The sequence below is a fragment of the Anaerotruncus massiliensis (ex Togo et al. 2026) genome, from assembly GCF_030825285.1.
Classification (GTDB): domain Bacteria; phylum Bacillota; class Clostridia; order Oscillospirales; family Ruminococcaceae; genus Anaerotruncus; species Anaerotruncus massiliensis.
Window position 1 is genome coordinate 75,778 of the sequence record NZ_JAPJQF010000001.1, and the last position, 18,382, is coordinate 94,159.

Below are 18,382 nucleotides of genomic sequence, written 5' to 3' on the forward strand. Positions count from 1 at the left end.
CGTCCCTCACAGTTCGATTCCCTCGCGCGCGGGAATTCCCCGGTCGAAGGGGTGTTTTCGCTTTTGGATCTCCGAGACGTAATCGGCCGCCTCGACCAGCCAGCCGGGCGGGTTGCGGCCGGTGAGGACCAGCTCGAGTTCCGCCGGCTTTCGCTCGACAAAGCTGCGCAGCAGGTCGGCGTCCACCGTCCCGGTCGAGAGCGCCCCCATGATCTCGTCGAGGACCAGCAGCCTGCAATCCCCCGCCCGCGCCGCCTCCACGGCGGAAAGCAGGAGCTTGCTGTTCTCGTCGTAGGTCTGCTGGAGCTCCCGCTCGTCCATCTGGAAGGTGAACTTGTCACCCGCCTTGCCGCGCAGAAGGGTGATTTCGGGGATTTTCGCGAGCGCGTGCAGCTCGCCGCTCTCCCTCCCCTTTAGAAACTGCGCGATCAGCACCGGCATGCCCCGTCCGGCGGCGCGCACCGCAAGCCCGATCGCGGCGGTCGTCTTGCCCTTGCCGTCCCCGCAGTAGATGTGGATGAGTCCCTCGTTCATATGCCTTCCTCCAAAATTTTGTAGACCGCGCCCATGTCGAGGCTCTCCCGCACCGCCGCCGCGAGCTTGTCGTACTGCGCCTCCCGGTAGGACTTCGCATCGACGGCCGCGATATCGGATGTGTCAAGCCCTTTTGCCTTACAGAGGCAGCACACCAGCGCGGCGGCGGTCTCGCCGCTGTCGAAGAGCCCGTGCACATAGCTGCCGCAGACATTCCCGCGCGACGCGCCGTCCGGCTTCCCTTCTCCCCGCCCGGTACGCAGCTCCATCAGCGGCGGGCAGTCCCGCTCCGTGCGGCCCATGTGGATTTCGTAGCCCTCGAACGCCGCGCCCGAAAGCCCGGAAAAAATCCCTTCCGCCCTTTCAAAGCGGCCCGTCACGCGGGTACGGGTCTTTTCTTTGGCGAACACCGTCCGGACGGGCAGCAGGCCGAGGCCGCAGAGCGTCCCGCCGTGCTCGACCCCGTCGGGGTCTGCGAGGCGCTCGCCGAGCATCTGGTAGCCGCCGCAGATGCCCAGCACCGCGCCGCCCGCCGCCGCGTGCTTTTTGACGGCGGCCTCCAGCCCGTTCTGCCGCAGCCACAGAAGGTCCTCCATCGTGTTCTTACTGCCCGGCAGGACGATGAGGTCGGGATTTCCCAGCGCGGCAGGCGACGCGGCATACCGCACCGAGACGCCGGGGATCCGCTCGAGCGGGGCGAAATCGGTGAAGTTGGCGATGCGGGGCAGGCGCACGACCGCGATGTCGACAAGCGCAGGGCCGCCGCGGCCCGTGAGCCGCTCGGAGAGGCTGTCCTCGTCGTCGATGTCAACGTCGAGCCAGGGCACCACGCCCACGACCGGCACGCCGGTGATGTCCGCGATCTGGTCGAGCCCCGGCCGCAGAATCTCCCGGTCGCCGCGGAATTTGTTGATGACGAGCCCCCGCACCATCGCGCGCTCGTCCGGTTCCAGCAGCAGGACGGTGCCCGCCAGCGAGGCGAACACCCCGCCCCGGTCGATGTCCCCCGCCAGCAGGACGGGCGCCTTGGCAAGCCGCGCCATGCCCATGTTGACGATGTCCTCCGCCTTGAGGTTGATTTCCGCCGGGCTGCCCGCGCCCTCAAGTACGATCACGTCGTATTGCGCCGCGAGCGATTCATACGCCTCCACGACCTTTGGGACGAGTTCCCGCTTCCTTTTAAAATATTCGGCGGCGCTCATGTCGCCGAGCACCTCGCCGTTCACGATCACCTGCGAACCGGTGTCGGAGGAGGGCTTGAGCAGGATGGGGTTCATGCGCACCGACGGCGCGATCCCCGCCGCCTGGGCCTGCACCACCTGCGCGCGGCCCATCTCGAGCCCCTCGTCGGTGATGAAGGAGTTGAGCGCCATGTTCTGCGATTTGAAGGGCGCGACGGAATAGCCGTCCTGCCGGAAGATCCGGCAGAGCGCGGCCGCCAGCAGGCTCTTGCCCGCGCCCGACGAGGTCCCCTGCACCATGATCGCCTTCGCCAAGCCTACGCCCCCTTCAAAATCTCCGTAAGCGCCTCGACCAGCCGCTCGTTCTGCGCGTGCGTCTTGACCGCCGCGCGGTAAAACCGCTCGTCCAGTCCCCGGAAATTGCCGCACGGACGGATGAGGATGCCGCGCTGTTCGAGCAGCGCGTCGAGGTCGCGGCAGGCGTTGCACTTGAAGAAGAGGTAGTTCGCCCGCGACCCAAGCACCCGCAGGCCGAGCTTTTGCAGCTCCCCGGCGAGGTATTTCCGCTCCGCCTTGACGACCTCCCGCACGCGGGAGACGTACTCCCCGTCCGCGAGGGCGGCGATCCCCGCCGTCTGCGCGGGCAGCGAGACGTTCCACGGCGGCTCGCAGGCGCAGACCGCCTCGATCGTCTCAGGGTTCGCGCAGAGCAGATAGCCGAGCCGCAGGCCCGCCATCGCGTAGAGCTTGGTGAACGCCCGCAGGAGGATGAGATTCCCATGCGCCGCGAGCTCTCCCTTGAGGGTGTGCGCCTCCGGCTCGTCAAGGAAGGGCACAAAGCACTCGTCGACCACAAGCGTGATCTTGCAGTCGGCGCATTTTTTGAGGATGCGGCGCAGCAGCTCCCCGTCGGCGGGCTGGCCGGTGGGGTTGTTGGGGTTGCAGAGCATCACGAGGTCGAGCGCGGGGCTCAGCTTGCCCAGGATCGTGTCGGTCAGCGCGAAGTTGTCCTTCTCGTGCAGCGGATGGAAGGCCGTCTCGCACCCCGCCGCCGCGAGGGCGTATTCGTACTCCGAAAAGGTGGGCGCGAGCGTGAGCGCGCGGCGGGGCCTTAACGCCTGCGCCACGCGGAAGATGAGGTCTGCCGCGCCGTTGCCGCAGTGGACCCACGCGGCGGGCACTCCGTCCGCCGCCGCAATCGCCGCCGTCAGGTCGCGGCAGAGCGGGTCGGGATAGCCGTCCCAGTCGCCGACCGAACCGGCAAGCGCCGCTTGGACGCTCTCCGGAAGCCCGAGCGGGCTTGTGTTGGAGGAAAAGTCGAGCGCGGACGGATGCCCGTAGGTATCGCCGCCGTGAAGCTGTCTGTCCATGTGTTCTCCTTTATAGATGGTATAAAATCAGTATTTTTACCGAGAGGAACATCCCCAGTGCCAGCAGGGAGGTCCCGTACATCAGCCGGTTGGCCCGCCGGATGTCCTCCGGCTCCACGGCGCGGCGGCTGTCGCCGATCGTGGGCTTTTTTACGGGTACGCCGCCGTAGCAGGCGTCCCCCGCGAGGCGCACCCCCAGCGCGCCGGCGCAGGCCGCCTCGGTCTGCGCGCTGTTGGGGCTCTGGTGGTTTCGGCGGTCCCGCCGCCAAATGCGCGCCGCGCCGCGCGCGTCAAGCCCGCAGAGGGCGGCGGCCGCGATCATGAGGAGCGCGGAAAGCCGCGCGGGAATCCAGTTGAGAAGGTCGTCGAGCTTCGCGGAGCAGCGTCCAAACTCCCGGTAGCGGTCGTTTTTGTAGCCGACCATCGAGTCGAGGGTGTTGACCGCCTTGTAGAGGAAGCCGAGCGGCGCGCCGCCGAGCGCGAGGAAAAAGAGCGGCGCGACGACCCCGTCGCCCGTGTTCTCCGCGACCGTCTCGACCGCCGCCTTGGCGACCCCCTCTTCGGAGAGCATGGCGGTGTCCCGCCCGACGATCATCGAGACGGCCCGCCGCGCGCCGGGCAGGTCGCCCGCCGCAAGCGCGGCGTGGACCTTCATGCTCTCGTCGCGCAGGGAGCGCGCGGCGACAAGCCAGTAGCAGAAGACCGTCTCCACCGCGAGTGCGGCCCACCGGCCCAGAAGGCGCCGCGAAAACCACAGCAGCCCCCACGCCGCGCCCGCCGAAATGAGGACGGTCAGCAGGGCGAGCAGCCGCCCCGCCGTCCGTTCGCCGCGCGGTGATTTGGGGAAACGGGCGCGCAGGAATTCTTCCAGCGCGGAGATCAGCCGCCCGATCCACCGAACGGGATGCGGGAATCCGTGCGGGTCCCCCAAGGCCGCGTCGAGCAGAAACCCCAGCCCGATGGCGATCACCCGGTCAAGCATCGGCGGCGCCCTCCCCCAGTTTCCGCACGCCGGTGAGGACCCGGCGGTCCCGCCAGAGCTCCCGCGTCGTGCACGCGGCCCAGCCGCCGAAATTTTCCGGCTGCCAGTCGTAGAAGCCGCGCGGGGAATCCGTCTCGGCAAACCGCTCCATCACCGCCATGATCGTGCCGCCGTGCACGACGAACGCCGCCGAGGAGACGCCGTCCGTAAGACAGCCATCCACGATCTCCGAAAAGGCGCGGCAGCACCGCCGCCGGAAGGCGGCGGTGTCCTCCCCGCCGGGCGGCGCGAGCGTCCCGGTGCGGTCGTCCATCCACGCGCGGTAGGCGGGATCGTTTTGAAGCTGCTCATAGCTCTTGTTTTCAAACGCGCCGAAGTCGCATTCGCGCAGGTCGGGCACCGTTACCGGCGCTACGGCGGGATAGAGGAGCGCCGCCGTCTGGCGGCAGCGGAGCAGCGGGCTCACGTAGACCCGCTCCGCCGCCGGGGCGGGGCAGCCCGGCAGGACACCGGGCGCGAGCGGCTCGTCGGTGCTCCCGATATAGCGGCGCGCGAGGTTCCCCGGGGTGGGGCCGTGACGGATGAAAATGATCTTCACGCCTCTCCCCCCTTGATGACCGCCGGAATGCCCGCATAGACGCGCAGGACGGTGCCGCTTTTCTCCGCGAGCATGCAGCAGACTCTCCCCGCCACCTCCCGCCATGCGCGGTCAAACGGGTCGAGCGGCACCACGCCGCAGCCGACCTCGTCGCTGATAAAGATCGCGTCCGGGTGCGCGTCGGCATAGCGCGCCAGAATTTCCACCGGGTCGCGCCCCGCCTCGAGCAGCCGCCGCGCCAGCAGGTGCACGTGATTGATGACGGGCGTTTCGGGCGGCGGGTTGAGCGGGCAGGTCTCCCCGTCGCACACGTCGGCGGGTGACAGCCCCTCCCGCGCGAGCAGGAGCGCGCACTTTCCCTGCGCGCGGCCTCCGATCACCAGCTTCACAGCAGCACCCCCTCAAAAAGAACGACCGCCGCGAGAATCGCCGCCTCGCACACCGTCAAAAAATACCCGGCGAGGTCGCCGGTAATCCCGCCAAAGCAGCGGTAGGCGAGCCAGCGGTAGTGCAGCAGCACCACCAGCGCCGCGAGCAGGCCCGCCGCGCCCGCCGACGGGGAAAGCGCCAGCATCGCGGCGGCGCAGAGGAGCGCCAGCGCCGCCAGCAGAACGCGCACCCGCCCCTTCGCGGCGTTTTCCGAAAAGAGGGCGGCCAGCCCGCCCGGCTTGGCGCAGCGCATCGAGACGACCGTGAGCCCGCTGAGCGACCGGGAGAGCACGAACCCCAATGCCAGCATCCCCGCCGTGCGCGGATGAAAGCGGTACTGGGTCCACAGGCCGAAGGTGAGCAGCAGGCAGAGGACGCAGGCCATCACGCCGAAGGCGCCGATGTGCGGGTCCTTCATGATCTCGAGCTTACGTTCGGCCGGGGCGTGGGAGGCGAGCGCGTCGGAGGTGTCGCAGAACCCGTCGAGGTGGATGCCGCCCGAGAGCAGGACGGGGATCGCCGTGGCGACGGCGGCGGTCAGCCCCGGCCCGACGCCAAAGAGGCGGCAGAGCCACAGCCAGCCGAATTCCGCCGCGCCGATCACGACGCCGATCAGCGGGAAGAAGCAGAAGGCGTAACGCATGTTCTCCGCTTTCCATTCGACGCGCGGAGCCGGGAGGATGGAATACATCGAAAAGGCCATCGCCAGCGAGCGCAGCAGATTCTTCATTCCGTTGTTCCTCCCTTCCAGATGAGCGGTATCCCGCAGACGACCTCCACGACCCGGTCCGCCCGCGCGGCAAGCGCCCGGTTGAGCGCGCCGAGCAGTTCGATATAGCGCCGCGTGCCGGGGTCGTAGGGCGCGCCGTCGGAAAAGACCTCGTTGGAGACGACATAGACCCGCGCGGCCCGCGCGCAGAGTTCGTCGATCCCCGCGAGCGCCGCGTCAAACGCCCCCTCCCCCGCGCCGCCGTAGAGCTCGTTGGCGGCGAGATTGCCGAGGTCCTCCAGCAGCACCGTCCGGGTCCCGGCCGGGAGCGCCAGCCCCGAAAGGCCGGCCTCCCGCTCGCAGGTGACAAATCCGCGCCCCGCGCGGGCGGCGCGGTGCTTTTCGATCCGCGCCTCGCACTCCGCGTCGTGGCGGCGCATCGTGGCGAGGTAGACGCGCGGCCCGGGGGCCGCCGCCGCGAGATGCTCGGCATATTCCGATTTTCCGCTCGCGGCCCCGCCGATGATCAGCGTCAGCACCCCGCCCACCTAACTGAGCGGCTGGTAGGCGTCGATCTCAATCTCCCGGAAGGTGCTCATCTCCCGGTAGACGGCCAGCGCCATGTCGAGAAGCGGCAGCGCCGCCACCGCGCCCGTCCCCTCGCCGAGGCACATGCCCGCCGTGATGAGCGGGCGCAGGCCAAGCGCGCCGAGCGCCAGCGCCGCCGCGGGCTCGTCGGAGAGATGGGAGGCGAGCATCGCCTTTTTCACGGCGGGGCAGATGCGCGCCGCGGCCAGCGCCGCCGCCGCCGAAATGAACCCGTCGATCAGCACGGGCACGCGGTGGACCGCGCCGCCCAGAAAGACGCCCGCCAGCCCCGCGAGATCGAAGCCGCCCACCTTGGCGAGCACGTCGACGCCGTCGTTCGGATCGGGGTGGTTGACGACGAGCGCGCGCTCGACCGTCTTGATCTTATGGGCGAGCCCCTCGCTCGTGAGTCCCGCGCCGCGCCCCGTCACCTCCTCGGCCGGAAGGCCGAGGAGCGCGGCGGTCACCGCGCTGCTCGTCGTGGTGTTGCCGATGCCCATCTCCCCCGTGGCGATGATCCGGTAGCCCTTCTGCTTCAGTTCCCCCACGAGGGAAATCCCAAAGGACAGCGCGTCGAGCGCCTGCTCCCGCGTCATCGCGGGGCCGCGGGCGATGTTGCCCGTCCCGTAGCCGAGCTTGTGGACGACGAGCCCCTCTCCCGACAGGTCGCGCGCGACGCCGATGTCCACGGGAATCACGTCGCAGCGCGCGGCGCGCGCCATCGCGCAGACGCTCGCCTCCCCGCGCGTAAAGTTCTCCGCCACGACGGCGGTCACCTCGCTGCCCGTCTGGGTCACGCCCTCGGCGACCACGCCGTTGTCGGCGCAGAAGACGGCCGCGCAGCGCCTGTCCAGCGCCACCCGCGCGCTTCCGGTGAGCGCCGCGATGCGGATGACCGCCTCCTCCAGCAGCCCGAGGCTCCCGAGCGGCTTTGCGATGCTGTCCCACCGCGCCTTTGCTTCCTGCCCGGCCCGTTCGTCGGGCGGGGTAATCTGCCTGAGTGCTTCTTCCAGATTCATCCGTCTCATCCCCTTTGGTAGTCGGCAGCCGCGCGCAGAAAGCGCTCGGCAGCCTTTGGCGCGCCCGCCAGATAGAGGTGCGGGAACCCCGCGTAGAGGGTCCTCCCCGCGTGTACGCAGTCCCAGCCGCGGGAGCTCTGCGGCTTTTGTGCCGCAAAGGCGGCGCCCGGGCCGGTGCTGTCCCAATAGTGGAATTCATGCGCGCGCAGCGTCTCTCCCGCGCCGCAGAGCAGGTTCTCCTCCCGCGCGGTGAGCGTCACATACCCAAACCGCCCGAGCCGCCCGGTCCGGAAACCCTCCGCCGCGATCACGCCCGCCATCGCATGGGCGTTCCCGTCCGCATCCTCAAGGCTCCGGTGCAGGTACAAAAAACCGCCGCACTCCGCGATGGCTGGCATCCCGCCCTCGATCGCGGCCCTGACCACGCGGCGCATCGGCCCGTTGTGGGAGAGCGTTTCCGCGTACAGCTCGGGGTATCCGCCGCCGAGCAGCAGCCCGCCTGCGCCCTCCGGCAGCGTCGCGTCCGAAAGCGGGCTGAAAAAGGTAAGCTCCGCCCCCATCTCCCGCAGCAGCGAAAGGGTATCCTCGTAGTAGAAACAGAACGCCGCGTCCCGCGCCACGGCGATCCGGGGCTTTCCCTCAACGCGGGACAGACAAGGCGGTTCATAGGAGAGCGGCGGCGCGGATTCCGCGATCTGGAGCAGCATCGGCAGGTCCGCCGTCCGTTCCAGCGCCCCGGCGAGCTCGTCCAGCTTCCGCCCGAGCTCCGCGGCCTCCCCGGCGGTCACGAGGCCGAGGTGGCGGCTTTCAAACGCGCAGCCGGGCATCGGCGGCAGGTACCCGGCGACCGGGACGCCGCATTCCCGCTCGACGAGCGCCTTTACTTCGGGGTAGCGCGCGGCGGAAAGGTGATTGAGCAGCACCGCGGCGATGTTTGCGTCGGGCCGGTAGCCTGTAAAGCCTCTGACCTGTGCGGCAACGGAGGCCGCCATCCCCCGGCAGGAGACGACGAGCAGGACGGGCGTACCGGTCGCGCGGGCGACGGCGTAGGCCGACGCGTCGGACGAAACTGCAATCCCGTCATAATAGCCCATCGCGCCCTCGATGAGGGCGATATCCGCATGCTCCGCGCCCTTCGCAAGCAGGCGGCGCGCCGTGTCCCCGTCGGAAAGAAAGAGGTCGAGATTGGCGGAATAGGCCGCGCCGACGCTCTCCCGGTGGAACATCGGGTCGATGTAGTCGGGCCCGCACTTGAACGCGGCCGCCCGTCGGCCGTGCCCGGCCAGCGCGCGCAGCAGCGCGCAGGTGACCGTCGTTTTGCCGCTGCCGCTCGCGGGCGCGGCGACCAGCAGGCGCGGAAACCGGACCGTCATTCGCTCCCTCCCGCGCTCAGGACCCACACGGGGTTCTGGGCCTGCATCATGTGGTAATGCCCGGCCTCCCGCACGCGGGAGACCGAAAGCTGCACCGCGTCGGGCGCCCGCAGGGAAAGCCGCCCGAAGCAGCCGAGCGCCTCCGTGACCGTCTCGAGCGTGACGGCGTTCACGACGATCCGCGCGCCGGGATTTTTTTCGAGCGCCGCGCCGACGATCTCCGCGAGGTTCCCCGACGAGCCGCCGACGAAGACGGCGTCGGGCGCGGGAAGCTCCCCCAGTACGCCGGGCGCGCTCCCCGCCACCGGGCGCAGGTTCCAAAGGCCGAATTTCGCGCGGTTTTGTTCGATCAGCGCGAGCGCATCCGGCTCCCGTTCGACGGCATAGACCGCGCCTTCCCTGAGCACCCGCGCGATCTCGACGCTCACCGAGCCGGTGCCGGCGCCCACGTCCCAGACAGTCATCCCCCGCCGCAGGCGCAGCTTCGCGACCGAGACGGCGCGGACCTCCTCTTTGGTCATCGGCGTCCCGCCGCGCAAAAACGCGCCGTCCGGCAGGCCATGGGCCGCCGGAAGCGGCCGCGCGTCCGGGTTCCGCACCAGCATGACGCTCAGCGGGTCGAACGCCCGTCCCGCGAGCTCCGCCGCGTTCCCGCCCGTGACGCGCTCGTCCGGGTAGGAGAGCCGTTCGCCGACCTCCACCCGCACCGCGCCGAGCCCGGCTTCCCGAAGCCGGGCGCAGAGCGCGCCGGGGCTGTTTTCGCCGCCCGTCAGCGCGAACACCTTGGGGCTGGACGCGGCGATCCCGCAGAAGTCGCAGTCGCGTCCATGCAGGCTCACGACCCGCGCGTCGTCCCACGCGGTCCCCAGCCGCGCGCAGAAATACTGCAAGCTGGAGATCCCCGGAAGAAATCGGATTTCGGCCTCCGGCAGCAGGGCCCCGAGGCTTCGCGCCGCGCTGTAAAACCCGACGTCCCCCGAGACGAGCACGCCCGCGGGGCCCTCGTGCGCGCGGACCGCCTCGGCCATCCGCGCGGGCGAGGAGGCCTCTATTTTCTGCGCGGCGCCGGGAAACGCCTCCAGCAGACGCCGCGCGCCGACGAGCACCCGGCAGCTTTTCGCCGCGTCCAGCGCCTCCCCCGTCAGCAGGGCGGGATTCCCCACGCCCATCCCGATCACGTAAACTTTCACCGCGTTCCCCTCCTCTCGCCGTTCACTCCCGATGGTCCGCCTCCGGACCGGGCAGGATCTGGTCCAGCCGCCCGGAAAGCTCCCGCGCGATCTCCCGCGCGCGCTTCTTTTCGTCCACGCCCGCCGACACGCCGACGACCACGCCGCCGCGCCGCAGCAGGGCGGGCAGATAAAAATCGCACAGCTCGGGCGAACCGGGCACGTCGGCGGGAATCCCCGCCGCGCGCGCCTCCTCGCAGATCGCCTGGTCGACGTCGGGGTTGTCGGTCGCGGCGATCACGATCCGGCATCCCGCGCAGTCCCCCTTCATGTAGGCGCGCCGCACGATCTGCACGCCGAGCGACTCGAGCTCGACGGATGGCTGCGGCGTGATCACCACAAGCCCCGGACAGAAGGGCAGCAGCGCGGCAGCGCTCGAGAGGGCGGCCGCGCCGCCCCCGAAGAGCGCGATCTTGCAGTTCGACAGCCTGGAGAAGAGCGGAAAATACGCCGCAGGTTCCGCTTCCGCGTCCGCCGGCCGCAGGGCAAAGTCGCGGGTGAGCGCCTCCACCGCGTCCTCGTAGGGCAGGCCGCTCTCCTCGCGCGGCCTGCCGATCACGACAGCCACCGCGCCCGCGTCCCGCGCCGCGCCGAGCTTTTCGGAAAAACCGCCCGCGTCGCCCGACTCCTTGGTCACCAGGATCGACGCGCCGATCTGACGCATCGTGGCCCCGTTCATCTCGCGGGAGAAGGGCCCCTGCATCGCAATGACGTTCTGCACCCGGAAGCCCAGAGCGAGGCACCGCTGCACCGATTCGACGGTCGGCAGCACCCGCGGGTAGATGCGCTCCTGGTAACCCGGCACCCGCACGAACGCGTCCAGCTCCTTGCTGCCGGTGGTGAGCAGCACCTTGCCCGTCGTGGCGGCGAGCACCTCCGCCGCGCGCTCGGCGCTCTCGACATAGACGCAGCCCTCAGGCGTGTTCGACGGCCGGGAGAGGCGCAGGTACCGGGTATCGGTCGCCGCGCAGGCGGCGCGGATATTTTCGGTCGCAAGGGCGGCATAGGGGTGGGTCGCGTCGACCACGCAGTCAAACCGCAGCGATTGAAGCAGGGAGGCCATTCCCTCCGCGTCCAGCCGCTCGGCAAAGACCTGCACCCCCTCGGGGAGCAGGGTCTTTCCATATTCGGTGGCGACCCCCGCGCAGACGTTCGTCCCCTCGCACCGGCTGAGAAACTCCACCAGCCGCCTGCCCTCGGTGGTCCCGGCAAACACAAAGAAATTAGGCATCCCGGTACCCCCTCGGCGTCACCATGCCGCCGTTCAGTTTCTTGGTCTGGGAGTTGCCGATAAACACAGTCGTGAACATATCCGCCTGCGCCTCCCGCAGCTCCCCAAGGGTCAGCACGCGGGCGGACTCCCCCGCCCGCCCCGCGTTGCGCACAAGCCCCGCGACCGTTTCGGGAGCGCGGCTGCGCAGCAGGATGTCGCACGCGCGCCGCAGGTAGCCGGCGCGGCGGCGGCTCGCCGGGTTGTAAAGGCAGATGCAGAAGTCCGCTCTGCCCGCCGCGTCGAGCCGCCGTTCAATCAACTCCCACGGGGTGAGCAGGTCGCTGAGCGAGATGACCGCAAAGTCGTGGATGAGCGGCGCGCCGAGCAGCGCCGCGCCGCTGCACGCGGCCGTCACGCCCGGCACCACCTCGATGTCGATGGGGTCGTACCCCTGCGCGAGCTCGTAGACGAGCCCCGCCATGCCGTAGACCCCGGCGTCCCCGCTCGACACCACCGCGACGGTTCTGCCCCCGCAGGCCGCCTCCAGCGCCATGCGGCAGCGCTCCACCTCCCCGCGCATCGCGGTGGCGAGGAACGCCTTTTCCGGGTAACGGGCGCGGATGAGGTCGACATAGGCCGTGTAGCCCACGATGACCTCGCTCTCTTCGAGCGCCGCGAGCGCGCGGCCGGTCATATTCTGTTCGTCGCCGGGGCCCAGCCCCACGACATAGAGCTTTTTCATCCTGTTTCCTCCCCGAACCCGCAGGTCCAGCGGTCCGCCGCGGCAGCGGCCGTCACGCCGCCCGCAGCATGTTTTTTCATGATGACGCGCCCTTCCCGCGACGCGTAAAGCGCCGCGCGTTCACAGACGTTGTCCACGCCCACCGTCCCGCGCACGAACTCCGACGGTGTGAACTCCCCCTCGAGGGCGGAAAGCGCCTCCGCGGAGGCGGCCGCGAGCGGCAGGCCGTACCTTTCGCAGAACGCCAGGATACAGGGTTCCTCCGCCTTGCGGTCGATCGTCGCGAGCTGGCGGACCGCCGCGAGCGGAATCCTGGCATCGCCGAGCGCCTCGAGGATTTCCCGCTCGAACATTTCCGCGGAAATGCCCCTGCGGCAGCCGGCCCCGACCGTCACGACGCGCGGAAAGGCGTGCAGGGTGCGCGGAAAGGGCTCCTTTGCCGCGTCGAGCGTGACGCAGATTCCCAGCGCGGCGGAGCCGTCCGCCAGCCCAGCGGGAAGCGCGCCCGCAACGGGAAAGTCGCACGCGAAGCCGACCGTCTCTCCGGCAAGCAGCGCCGCCGAAACCTCCTTGGCGAGCGCCCGCTCACCGAGATGAAGCGAACGCTCCGCCGCCCACACATCCACGGCGAAAATCCCGGCGAGGTCGGTGGCGGTGGAGACGACCGGCGTTCCGCCGGCCGCATCGGCGACCCTGGCCGCCAATGCGTTCGCTCCCCCGGCGTGCCCCGACAGCAGCGCCACGGCGTATTTTCCCCGTTCGTCGACCGCGACGACCGCCGGGTCGGTCAATTTGTCCCTGACGAAGGGCGCGACCGCACGCACCGCGATGCCGCACGCGCCGACGAACACGATGCCGCCGGCGTGGGAAAACACCCTTTCCGTCCAGTCGCGCAGGCTCCGTCCGGAGTCCCCCGCGCGCCCGAAAACCGCGACCTCGGGCGGGGGGCTCCCCGCATCCGCTAGAGCTTCCGCCAGCCGGTTCGCCAGCTCCGCGCCCCGTCCGGTAAACGCCGCGATCGCGAGCTTCATTGTTCCGCCTCCCGAAAGCCGTGGGAAAAGGCGGGGTCGTAGAGCTTTGAGCGGTCGTACTGTTCACCGAGGAACTCCCCCACCAGGATGAGCGCCGTGCGGGTGATGCCGTTTTCCCTTGCCATCGCGGGCAGATTGCCGACCGTGCCGGCCACGCATTTTTCATCCGGCCACGACGCCTTATAGACGATCGCGGCGGGCGTGTCCTCCCGGTATCCGCCCGCGAGCAGCCGCTCCCGCAGCGCGGGCAGCAGGCCCGCGCTCAAGAAGACCACCATCGTCGCGCCGTGGGCGGCGAAGGAGGCGATCTCCTCCCGTTCGGGCACCGGCGTGCGGCCCGCCATCCGGGTGATGACGACCGACTGGGAGACGCCGGGCAGCGTATATTCCACGCCGAGCGCGGCCGCCGCGCCGCTGAAGGCGCTGACCCCCGGCGTCACGTCGTAGGGGATGCCCGCTTCCTTCAGCAGGTCGATCTGCTCCCGGATCGCGCCGTAGAGCGCGGGGTCGCCCGTGTGCAGGCGCACCGTCGTCTTCCCGCCGGCCTCGGCGGCCCGCATGACCGCGAACACCTCTTCCAAAGTCATCCCGGCGCTGTCATGGATTTCACAGCCCGGCTTGACAGCCTCGAGCAGGGCGGGGTTCACAAGGGAACCCGCGTAGATTACGACATCCGCCTCGGACAGCAGCCGGTGTCCCCGCAGGGTGATCAGGTCGGGCGCGCCGCAGCCCGCCCCCACAAAATGCACCATCAGGCCGTCACTCCTTTACCACGATGATCGAAAGGTAACCCGCGTCCTCGGGCGCGCCGGCAAGCGAGCGGTAGACCCGTTCGCCGGAAAGCCCGCAACGCTCGACCATCCGGGCGTCAACGCCGCGCCCGGCGAGTAGCCGCCGCACCTCCCCGAAGTACTTTCCCGATTTCATCAGCACCTTGGTCCCCGGCAGGCCGAGCGCCTCCTCCAAGCCCTCGTAGGGCGCGGGGATGATGTGCAGGGGCTTTGCCGCGTCGGTGAGCGGCTCCCCCAGACGGGCGGCCGCCGCGCAGAAGGAGGGCACCCCGGCGATCATCTCCGCCGGAAAGCCCATTGCCTTTACACGCTCATGCAGGTAGCCGTAGGTGGAATAGACGGTCACGTCCCCGATCGTCAGGAAGGCGACGTCCCTTCCCGCGCGCAGATACGCCGCCAATGACTCCACCGCGGCGACGCGGGCGGCCTCGAGCCTGTCCGGGTCGCGCGTCATCGGCATCGAAAGCTCGACGAGCTCCTTTTTGCCAAGTTCGGGCACCGCGTTTTCCGCGATCCCGAGCGCGACCCGCTCCGCTCCGCCCGACGAGCGCGGCACCGCGATCACGCCGCAGGCGCGGATCACCTCCACCGCCCGGACGGTGATGAGCCCCGGGTCGCCCGGCCCGACGCTCACGCCGTAGAGTGTCCCGTTCATTTTGCCGCCTCCGTTTCCCTCAGCCGTTTCAGCATTTCTGCCGCTCCCCCGCTCTGCCCCAGGATTCCCCGCGCGTTGGTGTAGATCACCAGTTCCGCCGAAAGCTCCCCGGCGCGCCGTTTGACCTGCTTTTCCGCATGTTCCGTCACCGAACGCATCACCGGGGACAGAAGCCCCGCCGCGTCCAGCAGGTCGGCCGCCGCGTCGGTCGTGGCGCAGCCGAGCAACTCTCCGGTCAGCGCGGAATCCGCGCCGGCCAGCGCGGCGTGCGCCGCCAGAATCTCCATGCGCGCGTCCGCGACGCTGGAGTGCGTCTGGAAGATGCCGCCCGCGAGCTTCACGAACTTGCCGAGATGACCGACAAGCAGCACCCCCTCAAAGCCGAGGACGGCGGCGCAGTCGAGCGTCTCGCCTACGAAGTTGCTGCAGAGCACCGCTCGGGAAGCCCTCAATCCGAGCGCGTCCCGCGAGAAGTTCTCCCCGTAGCTGCCGGGGGTCACGAGCACGGGACCGCTTCCCGCCGCGCGAAGCACCTTCAGCTCGGCCCGGATCGTATCCACGAGCGCCGCCTCGCTCATCGGCTCGACAATGCCCGTCGTCCCGAGGATCGAGATCCCCCCTTCGATCCCAAGCCGCGGATTGTAGGTCCGCGCCGCGATTTCGGCCCCGCCGGGGACCGAAATCACGACCGCCGCCCCGGCGCGGCAGCCGCGCTCTTCGAGCGCGCCGCGCACTTCGTGCGCGACCATCAGCCGCGGGACGCGGTTGATGGCTGCCGCGCCCACCGGCTGCTCGAGGCCCGCGCGGGTGACCCGCCCGACCCCCTCGCCGCCGTCGACCACGATCTCCTCCCCGCCGAGGCGCACCTCGGCGCAGACGAGCGCGCCGTCGGTCGCGTCGATATCGTCGCCCGCGTCCTTGCGCACGGCGCACCGGGCAAAGCCCTGTCCCAGCACGCAGCTCTCCACCGGCAGGTCGAGCCGGACGCCCTCCGGCGTCCCGATCTCCACCCGCGCGGGGGCCTCCCCCGCCAGCAGGGCGATGGCGGCGGCCTTCGCCGCCGCCGCCGCGCAGGAACCGGTCGTAAAGCCGCACCGCAGGCGTTTCCCGCCGCTCAGCACATATCGGTCGAAGCCCACGGCGCGTCCCTCCTTTTTCGATCGGCCCGGAACATTAAAAAAACCATCCGGCGGCAGCTTGCTTTCGGATGGCACGGTCCTGCCAACTGGATGCGTTTCGTCGTTTAAATTTTAAAGGAATCCCGGCAAAAAGTCAACTGCATATACTGTACCATGGAAAGGAGCGATCCCTATGCCCACCCAGATCCCCTACGACCGGTCCAAGGCCGCCGCCTATGCCGAAAAATGGGCGTTTTCCCGCAATCCGCGCTACATCAGCTTCGACGGCATGGGCGGCGACTGTACCAGCTTCGTCTCCCAGTGCCTCTACGCGGGCACGGGCGTCATGAATTTCACCCGCGATACCGGCTGGTACTACAATTCCGCCTCCGACCGCGCCGCCGCCTGGAGCGGCGTGCCCTATCTCTACCGCTTTCTGACGGGCAACCGCTCGGTCGGGCCCTACGGCCGGGCGGCGGCGCTCGAGGAGCTGGAGCGGGGAGATCTCATCCAGCTCGGCGACGCGTCGGACAAATGGTACCACTCCCTCTTTGTGACGGAAGTCACAGGGGACGACATCCTCGTGTCCACCCACACCTTCGACGCCTACCGCCGCCCCCTCTCAAGCTATGTCTACGCGCAGGCGCGCGGCATCCATATCGAAGGGGCGCGCCGCTGGTGAGCGATTCCCCCGAATCCCGCCCCGTTTTCGCGGGGCGGGGTTCTTCTTTTTCCAAATTAGGGGTTGACAAATTGGAAATGGTATCGTATTATTGTGTTAGGTTATTAATACAATTCTATCGGGACAGGAGCTGAACACAATGACGTGGGAGCTGAAAAATGACCGCCCGATCTATGCGCAGCTGATCGAACAGATCAAGCTGCGCATTATCTCCGGATTCTACCGCCCGGGAGAACGCCTGCCCTCCGTTCGGGACATGGCCGCCGAAGCGGCCGTAAACCCCAACACGATGCAGCGGGCGCTCTCCGAGCTGGAACGGGACGGGCTGCTCTATACCCAGCGCACGAGCGGCCGGTTCATCACGGAGGATACGGGGCTGATCGAGGCGGCAAAAAAAGCCCTCGCACAGGAACAGATCGATGCCTTTTTCCAAAAAATGCGCGCGCTCGGATTCACCACGCCCCAGACGGTGGCGCTTGTGGAATCCGCTGCGGCCGAGGAGGTAAGATAAGTGGACACCATACTGGAATGCCATGGGCTCACCAAGTTCTACGGAAGCGGAGTCTGTGCGCTCAATCAAATCAACCTGAACGTCGGGCGCGGCCGGATCGTCGGCCTGCTCGGGCCCAACGGCAGCGGCAAAAGCACCTTTATGAAGCTCGCGAACGGCCTGCTGACCCCCTCCCTCGGAGATCTCTCGATCGCGGGTTTCCCGGTCGGGCCGGACACCAAGGAGGTCGTCTCCTACCTGCCGGAACGCACCTACCTCAACGACTGGATGAAGGTCCGCGACCTGATCGCCTTCTTCCGGGATTTCTACACAAATTTCAACGAGGCCAAGGCATATGACATGCTCAGCCGCCTGAACATCAACCCCAACGACCGGCTCAAGACGATGTCCAAGGGCACCAAGGAGAAGGTCCAGCTGATCCTCGTCATGAGCCGGGAGGCCCAGCTCTACCTGCTCGACGAGCCGATCGGCGGCGTCGACCCCGCGGCGCGCGACTACATCCTGAACACCATCCTGGGCAACTACAATGAAAACGCGACGATCATCATCTCCACCCACCTCATCACCGATATCGAGCAGGTGCTGGAGGACGTCATTTTCATCAGCCGCGGCGAGATCATCATGGTTTCCTCGGTCGATCAGATCCGCGAGGAAAAGGGCATGTCGGTCGACGCGCTCTTCCGGGAGGTATTCAGATGCTGAAAAAACTGCTCAAATACGAAATCCGCGCCACCGCGCGGCTCTTCCTGCCGGTGTTCGGCGCGATCCTGCTCCTTGCGATCCTCAACAACATCTTTTTCAACTTCAACGACATCCCCGACTTCGCGGCCGTGCTGACCATGATGCTCTACGTCATCCTCATCATCGCGCTCTTCGTGCTCGTCTATGTCGTCATGATCCAGCGGTTCTACAAGAACCTCCTGCGCGACGAGGGCTACCTCATGTTCACCCTGCCCGTCCGGACCTGGCAGCTGATCGCCAGCAAGCTGATCGTCTCGATCATGTGGCTGGTCATCTGCACCTTCGTCACCGTCCTGTCGGTCTTCATCATGGCGTTCAGCCTGGATCTGCTTCGGGAGATCCCCGAGTTCCTCCGCCAGTTGTCCGATTTCCTGGCGCACTATGTCGGCATCAGCGAGGTCACCCTCTTCTTCGAGTTCGTCTTCCTGATGCTCATCGGCACGATCGGCAGCGTGCTCATGATCTACGCCGCCATCTCGATCGGCCATCTCGTCGGCAAGCACCGGGTGCTCACCGCCTTCGGCGCCTATATCGGGCTGAGCATCGTCGAGCAGATCATCACCAACCTCTATTTTTCCCTGGTTGGGCGCATCTACGACCACACGATCCCCTACGGCAGCTACGGGGCCTACCAGTTCGGCTACGGGGCCTACGATTTCGCGCGGGAATTCGTCGGCGCGATGCATATGATCGTGATCCCGACCCTCATCATCACGGTCATCTTCTCGGTCGTCTACTTTATCCTGACCAACTACATCCTCTCCCACAGGCTCAACCTCGAATGATCTCCCCCTCTCACAAGAAGCGGCGCCACCGGGGGTTTGGGGGCGGCTGGTATTTTGGCGCCCACACCCCGCCAGCAATAACGCCCCCCAAACCCTAAAAA

At 68.2% G+C, this 18,382-nt stretch carries 21 protein-coding genes; 4 read left to right on the plus strand and 17 right to left on the minus strand.

Features of this window, described 5'->3' with window-relative positions; genetic code table 11:
• Positions 1-6: 6 nt before the first annotated feature.
• The 17 genes from RCI06_RS00360 to cbiD are packed head-to-tail and all read right to left on the minus strand — an operon-like array spanning position 7 to position 15,583.
• A complete protein-coding gene (locus RCI06_RS00360; protein ID WP_306573564.1) occupies positions 7-534 on the minus strand; it encodes a cob(I)yrinic acid a,c-diamide adenosyltransferase in 528 nt (175 codons plus the stop codon).
• Complete coding sequence (locus tag RCI06_RS00365; RefSeq protein ID WP_306573566.1) at positions 531-2,030, minus strand: cobyric acid synthase; 1,500 nt, start codon at positions 2,028-2,030, stop codon at positions 531-533. Before RCI06_RS00365 ends, RCI06_RS00360 begins: the two co-directional genes overlap by 4 nt.
• A 2-nt stretch (positions 2,031-2,032) precedes the next feature.
• Entirely contained in the window at positions 2,033-3,085 is a 1,053-nt protein-coding gene (locus tag RCI06_RS00370; protein ID WP_101550520.1) for a histidinol-phosphate transaminase, read from the minus strand.
• Positions 3,086-3,095: 10 nt separating this feature from the next.
• On the minus strand, positions 3,096-4,067 hold the full coding sequence (gene cbiB, locus RCI06_RS00375) for an adenosylcobinamide-phosphate synthase CbiB (protein WP_306573567.1): 972 nt from the start codon (positions 4,065-4,067) through the stop codon (positions 3,096-3,098).
• Positions 4,060-4,665, minus strand: coding sequence for a histidine phosphatase family protein (locus RCI06_RS00380; protein WP_306573568.1), 606 nt, complete (start codon positions 4,663-4,665; stop codon positions 4,060-4,062). Before RCI06_RS00380 ends, cbiB begins: the two co-directional genes overlap by 8 nt.
• A complete protein-coding gene (locus RCI06_RS00385; RefSeq protein ID WP_306573570.1) occupies positions 4,662-5,054 on the minus strand; it encodes a bifunctional adenosylcobinamide kinase/adenosylcobinamide-phosphate guanylyltransferase in 393 nt (130 codons plus the stop codon). Before RCI06_RS00385 ends, RCI06_RS00380 begins: the two co-directional genes overlap by 4 nt.
• Positions 5,051-5,824 carry an adenosylcobinamide-GDP ribazoletransferase gene (locus RCI06_RS00390; RefSeq protein WP_306573571.1) on the minus strand — a complete coding sequence of 258 codons (774 nt, stop codon included), beginning with the start codon at positions 5,822-5,824 and terminating at the stop codon, positions 5,051-5,053. The genes RCI06_RS00385 and RCI06_RS00390 overlap by 4 nt, the downstream gene beginning before the upstream one ends.
• On the minus strand, positions 5,821-6,342 hold the full coding sequence (locus tag RCI06_RS00395; RefSeq protein WP_306573572.1) for a bifunctional adenosylcobinamide kinase/adenosylcobinamide-phosphate guanylyltransferase: 522 nt from the start codon (positions 6,340-6,342) through the stop codon (positions 5,821-5,823). The genes RCI06_RS00390 and RCI06_RS00395 overlap by 4 nt, the downstream gene beginning before the upstream one ends.
• A gap of 9 nt (positions 6,343-6,351) precedes the next feature.
• The gene (gene cobT / locus RCI06_RS00400; RefSeq protein WP_306573573.1) at positions 6,352-7,410 is read right to left on the minus strand and encodes a nicotinate-nucleotide--dimethylbenzimidazole phosphoribosyltransferase; all 1,059 of its coding nucleotides are present in this window, start codon (positions 7,408-7,410) and stop codon (positions 6,352-6,354) included.
• Positions 7,411-7,415: 5 nt separating this feature from the next.
• A complete protein-coding gene (locus RCI06_RS00405) occupies positions 7,416-8,783 on the minus strand; it encodes a cobyrinate a,c-diamide synthase (protein WP_306573574.1) in 1,368 nt (455 codons plus the stop codon).
• A complete protein-coding gene (cbiE, locus tag RCI06_RS00410) occupies positions 8,780-9,973 on the minus strand; it encodes a precorrin-6y C5,15-methyltransferase (decarboxylating) subunit CbiE (protein ID WP_306573575.1) in 1,194 nt (397 codons plus the stop codon). Before cbiE ends, RCI06_RS00405 begins: the two co-directional genes overlap by 4 nt.
• A 22-nt stretch (positions 9,974-9,995) precedes the next feature.
• Complete coding sequence (gene cobK, locus RCI06_RS00415; protein ID WP_306573576.1) at positions 9,996-11,243, minus strand: precorrin-6A reductase; 1,248 nt, start codon at positions 11,241-11,243, stop codon at positions 9,996-9,998.
• Complete coding sequence (gene cobJ, locus RCI06_RS00420; protein ID WP_306573577.1) at positions 11,236-11,967, minus strand: precorrin-3B C(17)-methyltransferase; 732 nt, start codon at positions 11,965-11,967, stop codon at positions 11,236-11,238. Before cobJ ends, cobK begins: the two co-directional genes overlap by 8 nt.
• The gene (locus RCI06_RS00425; RefSeq protein WP_306573579.1) at positions 11,964-12,998 is read right to left on the minus strand and encodes a cobalt-precorrin 5A hydrolase; all 1,035 of its coding nucleotides are present in this window, start codon (positions 12,996-12,998) and stop codon (positions 11,964-11,966) included. The genes cobJ and RCI06_RS00425 overlap by 4 nt, the downstream gene beginning before the upstream one ends.
• Positions 12,995-13,750, minus strand: coding sequence for a precorrin-4 C(11)-methyltransferase (cobM, locus tag RCI06_RS00430; protein WP_306573581.1), 756 nt, complete (start codon positions 13,748-13,750; stop codon positions 12,995-12,997). Before cobM ends, RCI06_RS00425 begins: the two co-directional genes overlap by 4 nt.
• A 7-nt stretch (positions 13,751-13,757) precedes the next feature.
• Positions 13,758-14,444, minus strand: a complete 687-nt coding sequence (cobI, locus tag RCI06_RS00435) for a precorrin-2 C(20)-methyltransferase (RefSeq protein ID WP_306573582.1) — start codon at positions 14,442-14,444, stop codon at positions 13,758-13,760.
• On the minus strand, positions 14,441-15,583 hold the full coding sequence (cbiD, locus tag RCI06_RS00440) for a cobalt-precorrin-5B (C(1))-methyltransferase CbiD (RefSeq protein WP_306573583.1): 1,143 nt from the start codon (positions 15,581-15,583) through the stop codon (positions 14,441-14,443). The genes cobI and cbiD overlap by 4 nt, the downstream gene beginning before the upstream one ends.
• A 172-nt stretch (positions 15,584-15,755) precedes the next feature.
• Here cbiD and RCI06_RS00445 point away from each other — a divergent pair, with 172 nt between their 5' ends.
• The 4 genes from RCI06_RS00445 to RCI06_RS00460 all read left to right on the plus strand — a co-directional run bounded on the left by RCI06_RS00445 (position 15,756) and on the right by RCI06_RS00460 (position 18,281).
• Positions 15,756-16,244 carry an amidase domain-containing protein gene (locus tag RCI06_RS00445; RefSeq protein WP_101550493.1) on the plus strand — a complete coding sequence of 163 codons (489 nt, stop codon included), beginning with the start codon at positions 15,756-15,758 and terminating at the stop codon, positions 16,242-16,244.
• Positions 16,245-16,383: 139 nt separating this feature from the next.
• Positions 16,384-16,755 carry a GntR family transcriptional regulator gene (locus RCI06_RS00450; RefSeq protein WP_101550491.1) on the plus strand — a complete coding sequence of 124 codons (372 nt, stop codon included), beginning with the start codon at positions 16,384-16,386 and terminating at the stop codon, positions 16,753-16,755.
• Entirely contained in the window at positions 16,756-17,457 is a 702-nt protein-coding gene (locus RCI06_RS00455) for an ABC transporter ATP-binding protein (protein WP_121585550.1), read from the plus strand. It begins immediately after the preceding gene.
• Positions 17,451-18,281 carry a hypothetical protein gene (locus tag RCI06_RS00460; protein ID WP_302822546.1) on the plus strand — a complete coding sequence of 277 codons (831 nt, stop codon included), beginning with the start codon at positions 17,451-17,453 and terminating at the stop codon, positions 18,279-18,281. Before RCI06_RS00455 ends, RCI06_RS00460 begins: the two co-directional genes overlap by 7 nt.
• The last annotated feature ends 101 nt before the right edge of the window (positions 18,282-18,382 follow it).

Coding starts and splice junctions, on each gene's coding strand:
- RCI06_RS00360 (WP_306573564.1), bottom strand. CDS start 534: ATGAACGAGGGACTCATCCACATCTACTGCGGGGACGGCAAGGGCAAG.
- RCI06_RS00370 (WP_101550520.1), bottom strand. CDS start 3,085: ATGGACAGACAGCTTCACGGCGGCGATACCTACGGGCATCCGTCCGCG.
- cbiB (WP_306573567.1), bottom strand. CDS start 4,067: ATGCTTGACCGGGTGATCGCCATCGGGCTGGGGTTTCTGCTCGACGCG.
- RCI06_RS00390 (WP_306573571.1), bottom strand. CDS start 5,824: ATGAAGAATCTGCTGCGCTCGCTGGCGATGGCCTTTTCGATGTATTCC.
- cobT (WP_306573573.1), bottom strand. CDS start 7,410: ATGAATCTGGAAGAAGCACTCAGGCAGATTACCCCGCCCGACGAACGG.
- RCI06_RS00405 (WP_306573574.1), bottom strand. CDS start 8,783: ATGACGGTCCGGTTTCCGCGCCTGCTGGTCGCCGCGCCCGCGAGCGGC.
- cobK (WP_306573576.1), bottom strand. CDS start 11,243: ATGCCTAATTTCTTTGTGTTTGCCGGGACCACCGAGGGCAGGCGGCTG.
- cobJ (WP_306573577.1), bottom strand. CDS start 11,967: ATGAAAAAGCTCTATGTCGTGGGGCTGGGCCCCGGCGACGAACAGAAT.
- RCI06_RS00425 (WP_306573579.1), bottom strand. CDS start 12,998: ATGAAGCTCGCGATCGCGGCGTTTACCGGACGGGGCGCGGAGCTGGCG.
- cobM (WP_306573581.1), bottom strand. CDS start 13,750: ATGGTGCATTTTGTGGGGGCGGGCTGCGGCGCGCCCGACCTGATCACC.
- cobI (WP_306573582.1), bottom strand. CDS start 14,444: ATGAACGGGACACTCTACGGCGTGAGCGTCGGGCCGGGCGACCCGGGG.
- RCI06_RS00445 (WP_101550493.1), top strand. CDS start 15,756: ATGCCCACCCAGATCCCCTACGACCGGTCCAAGGCCGCCGCCTATGCC.
- RCI06_RS00450 (WP_101550491.1), top strand. CDS start 16,384: ATGACGTGGGAGCTGAAAAATGACCGCCCGATCTATGCGCAGCTGATC.
- RCI06_RS00460 (WP_302822546.1), top strand. CDS start 17,451: ATGCTGAAAAAACTGCTCAAATACGAAATCCGCGCCACCGCGCGGCTC.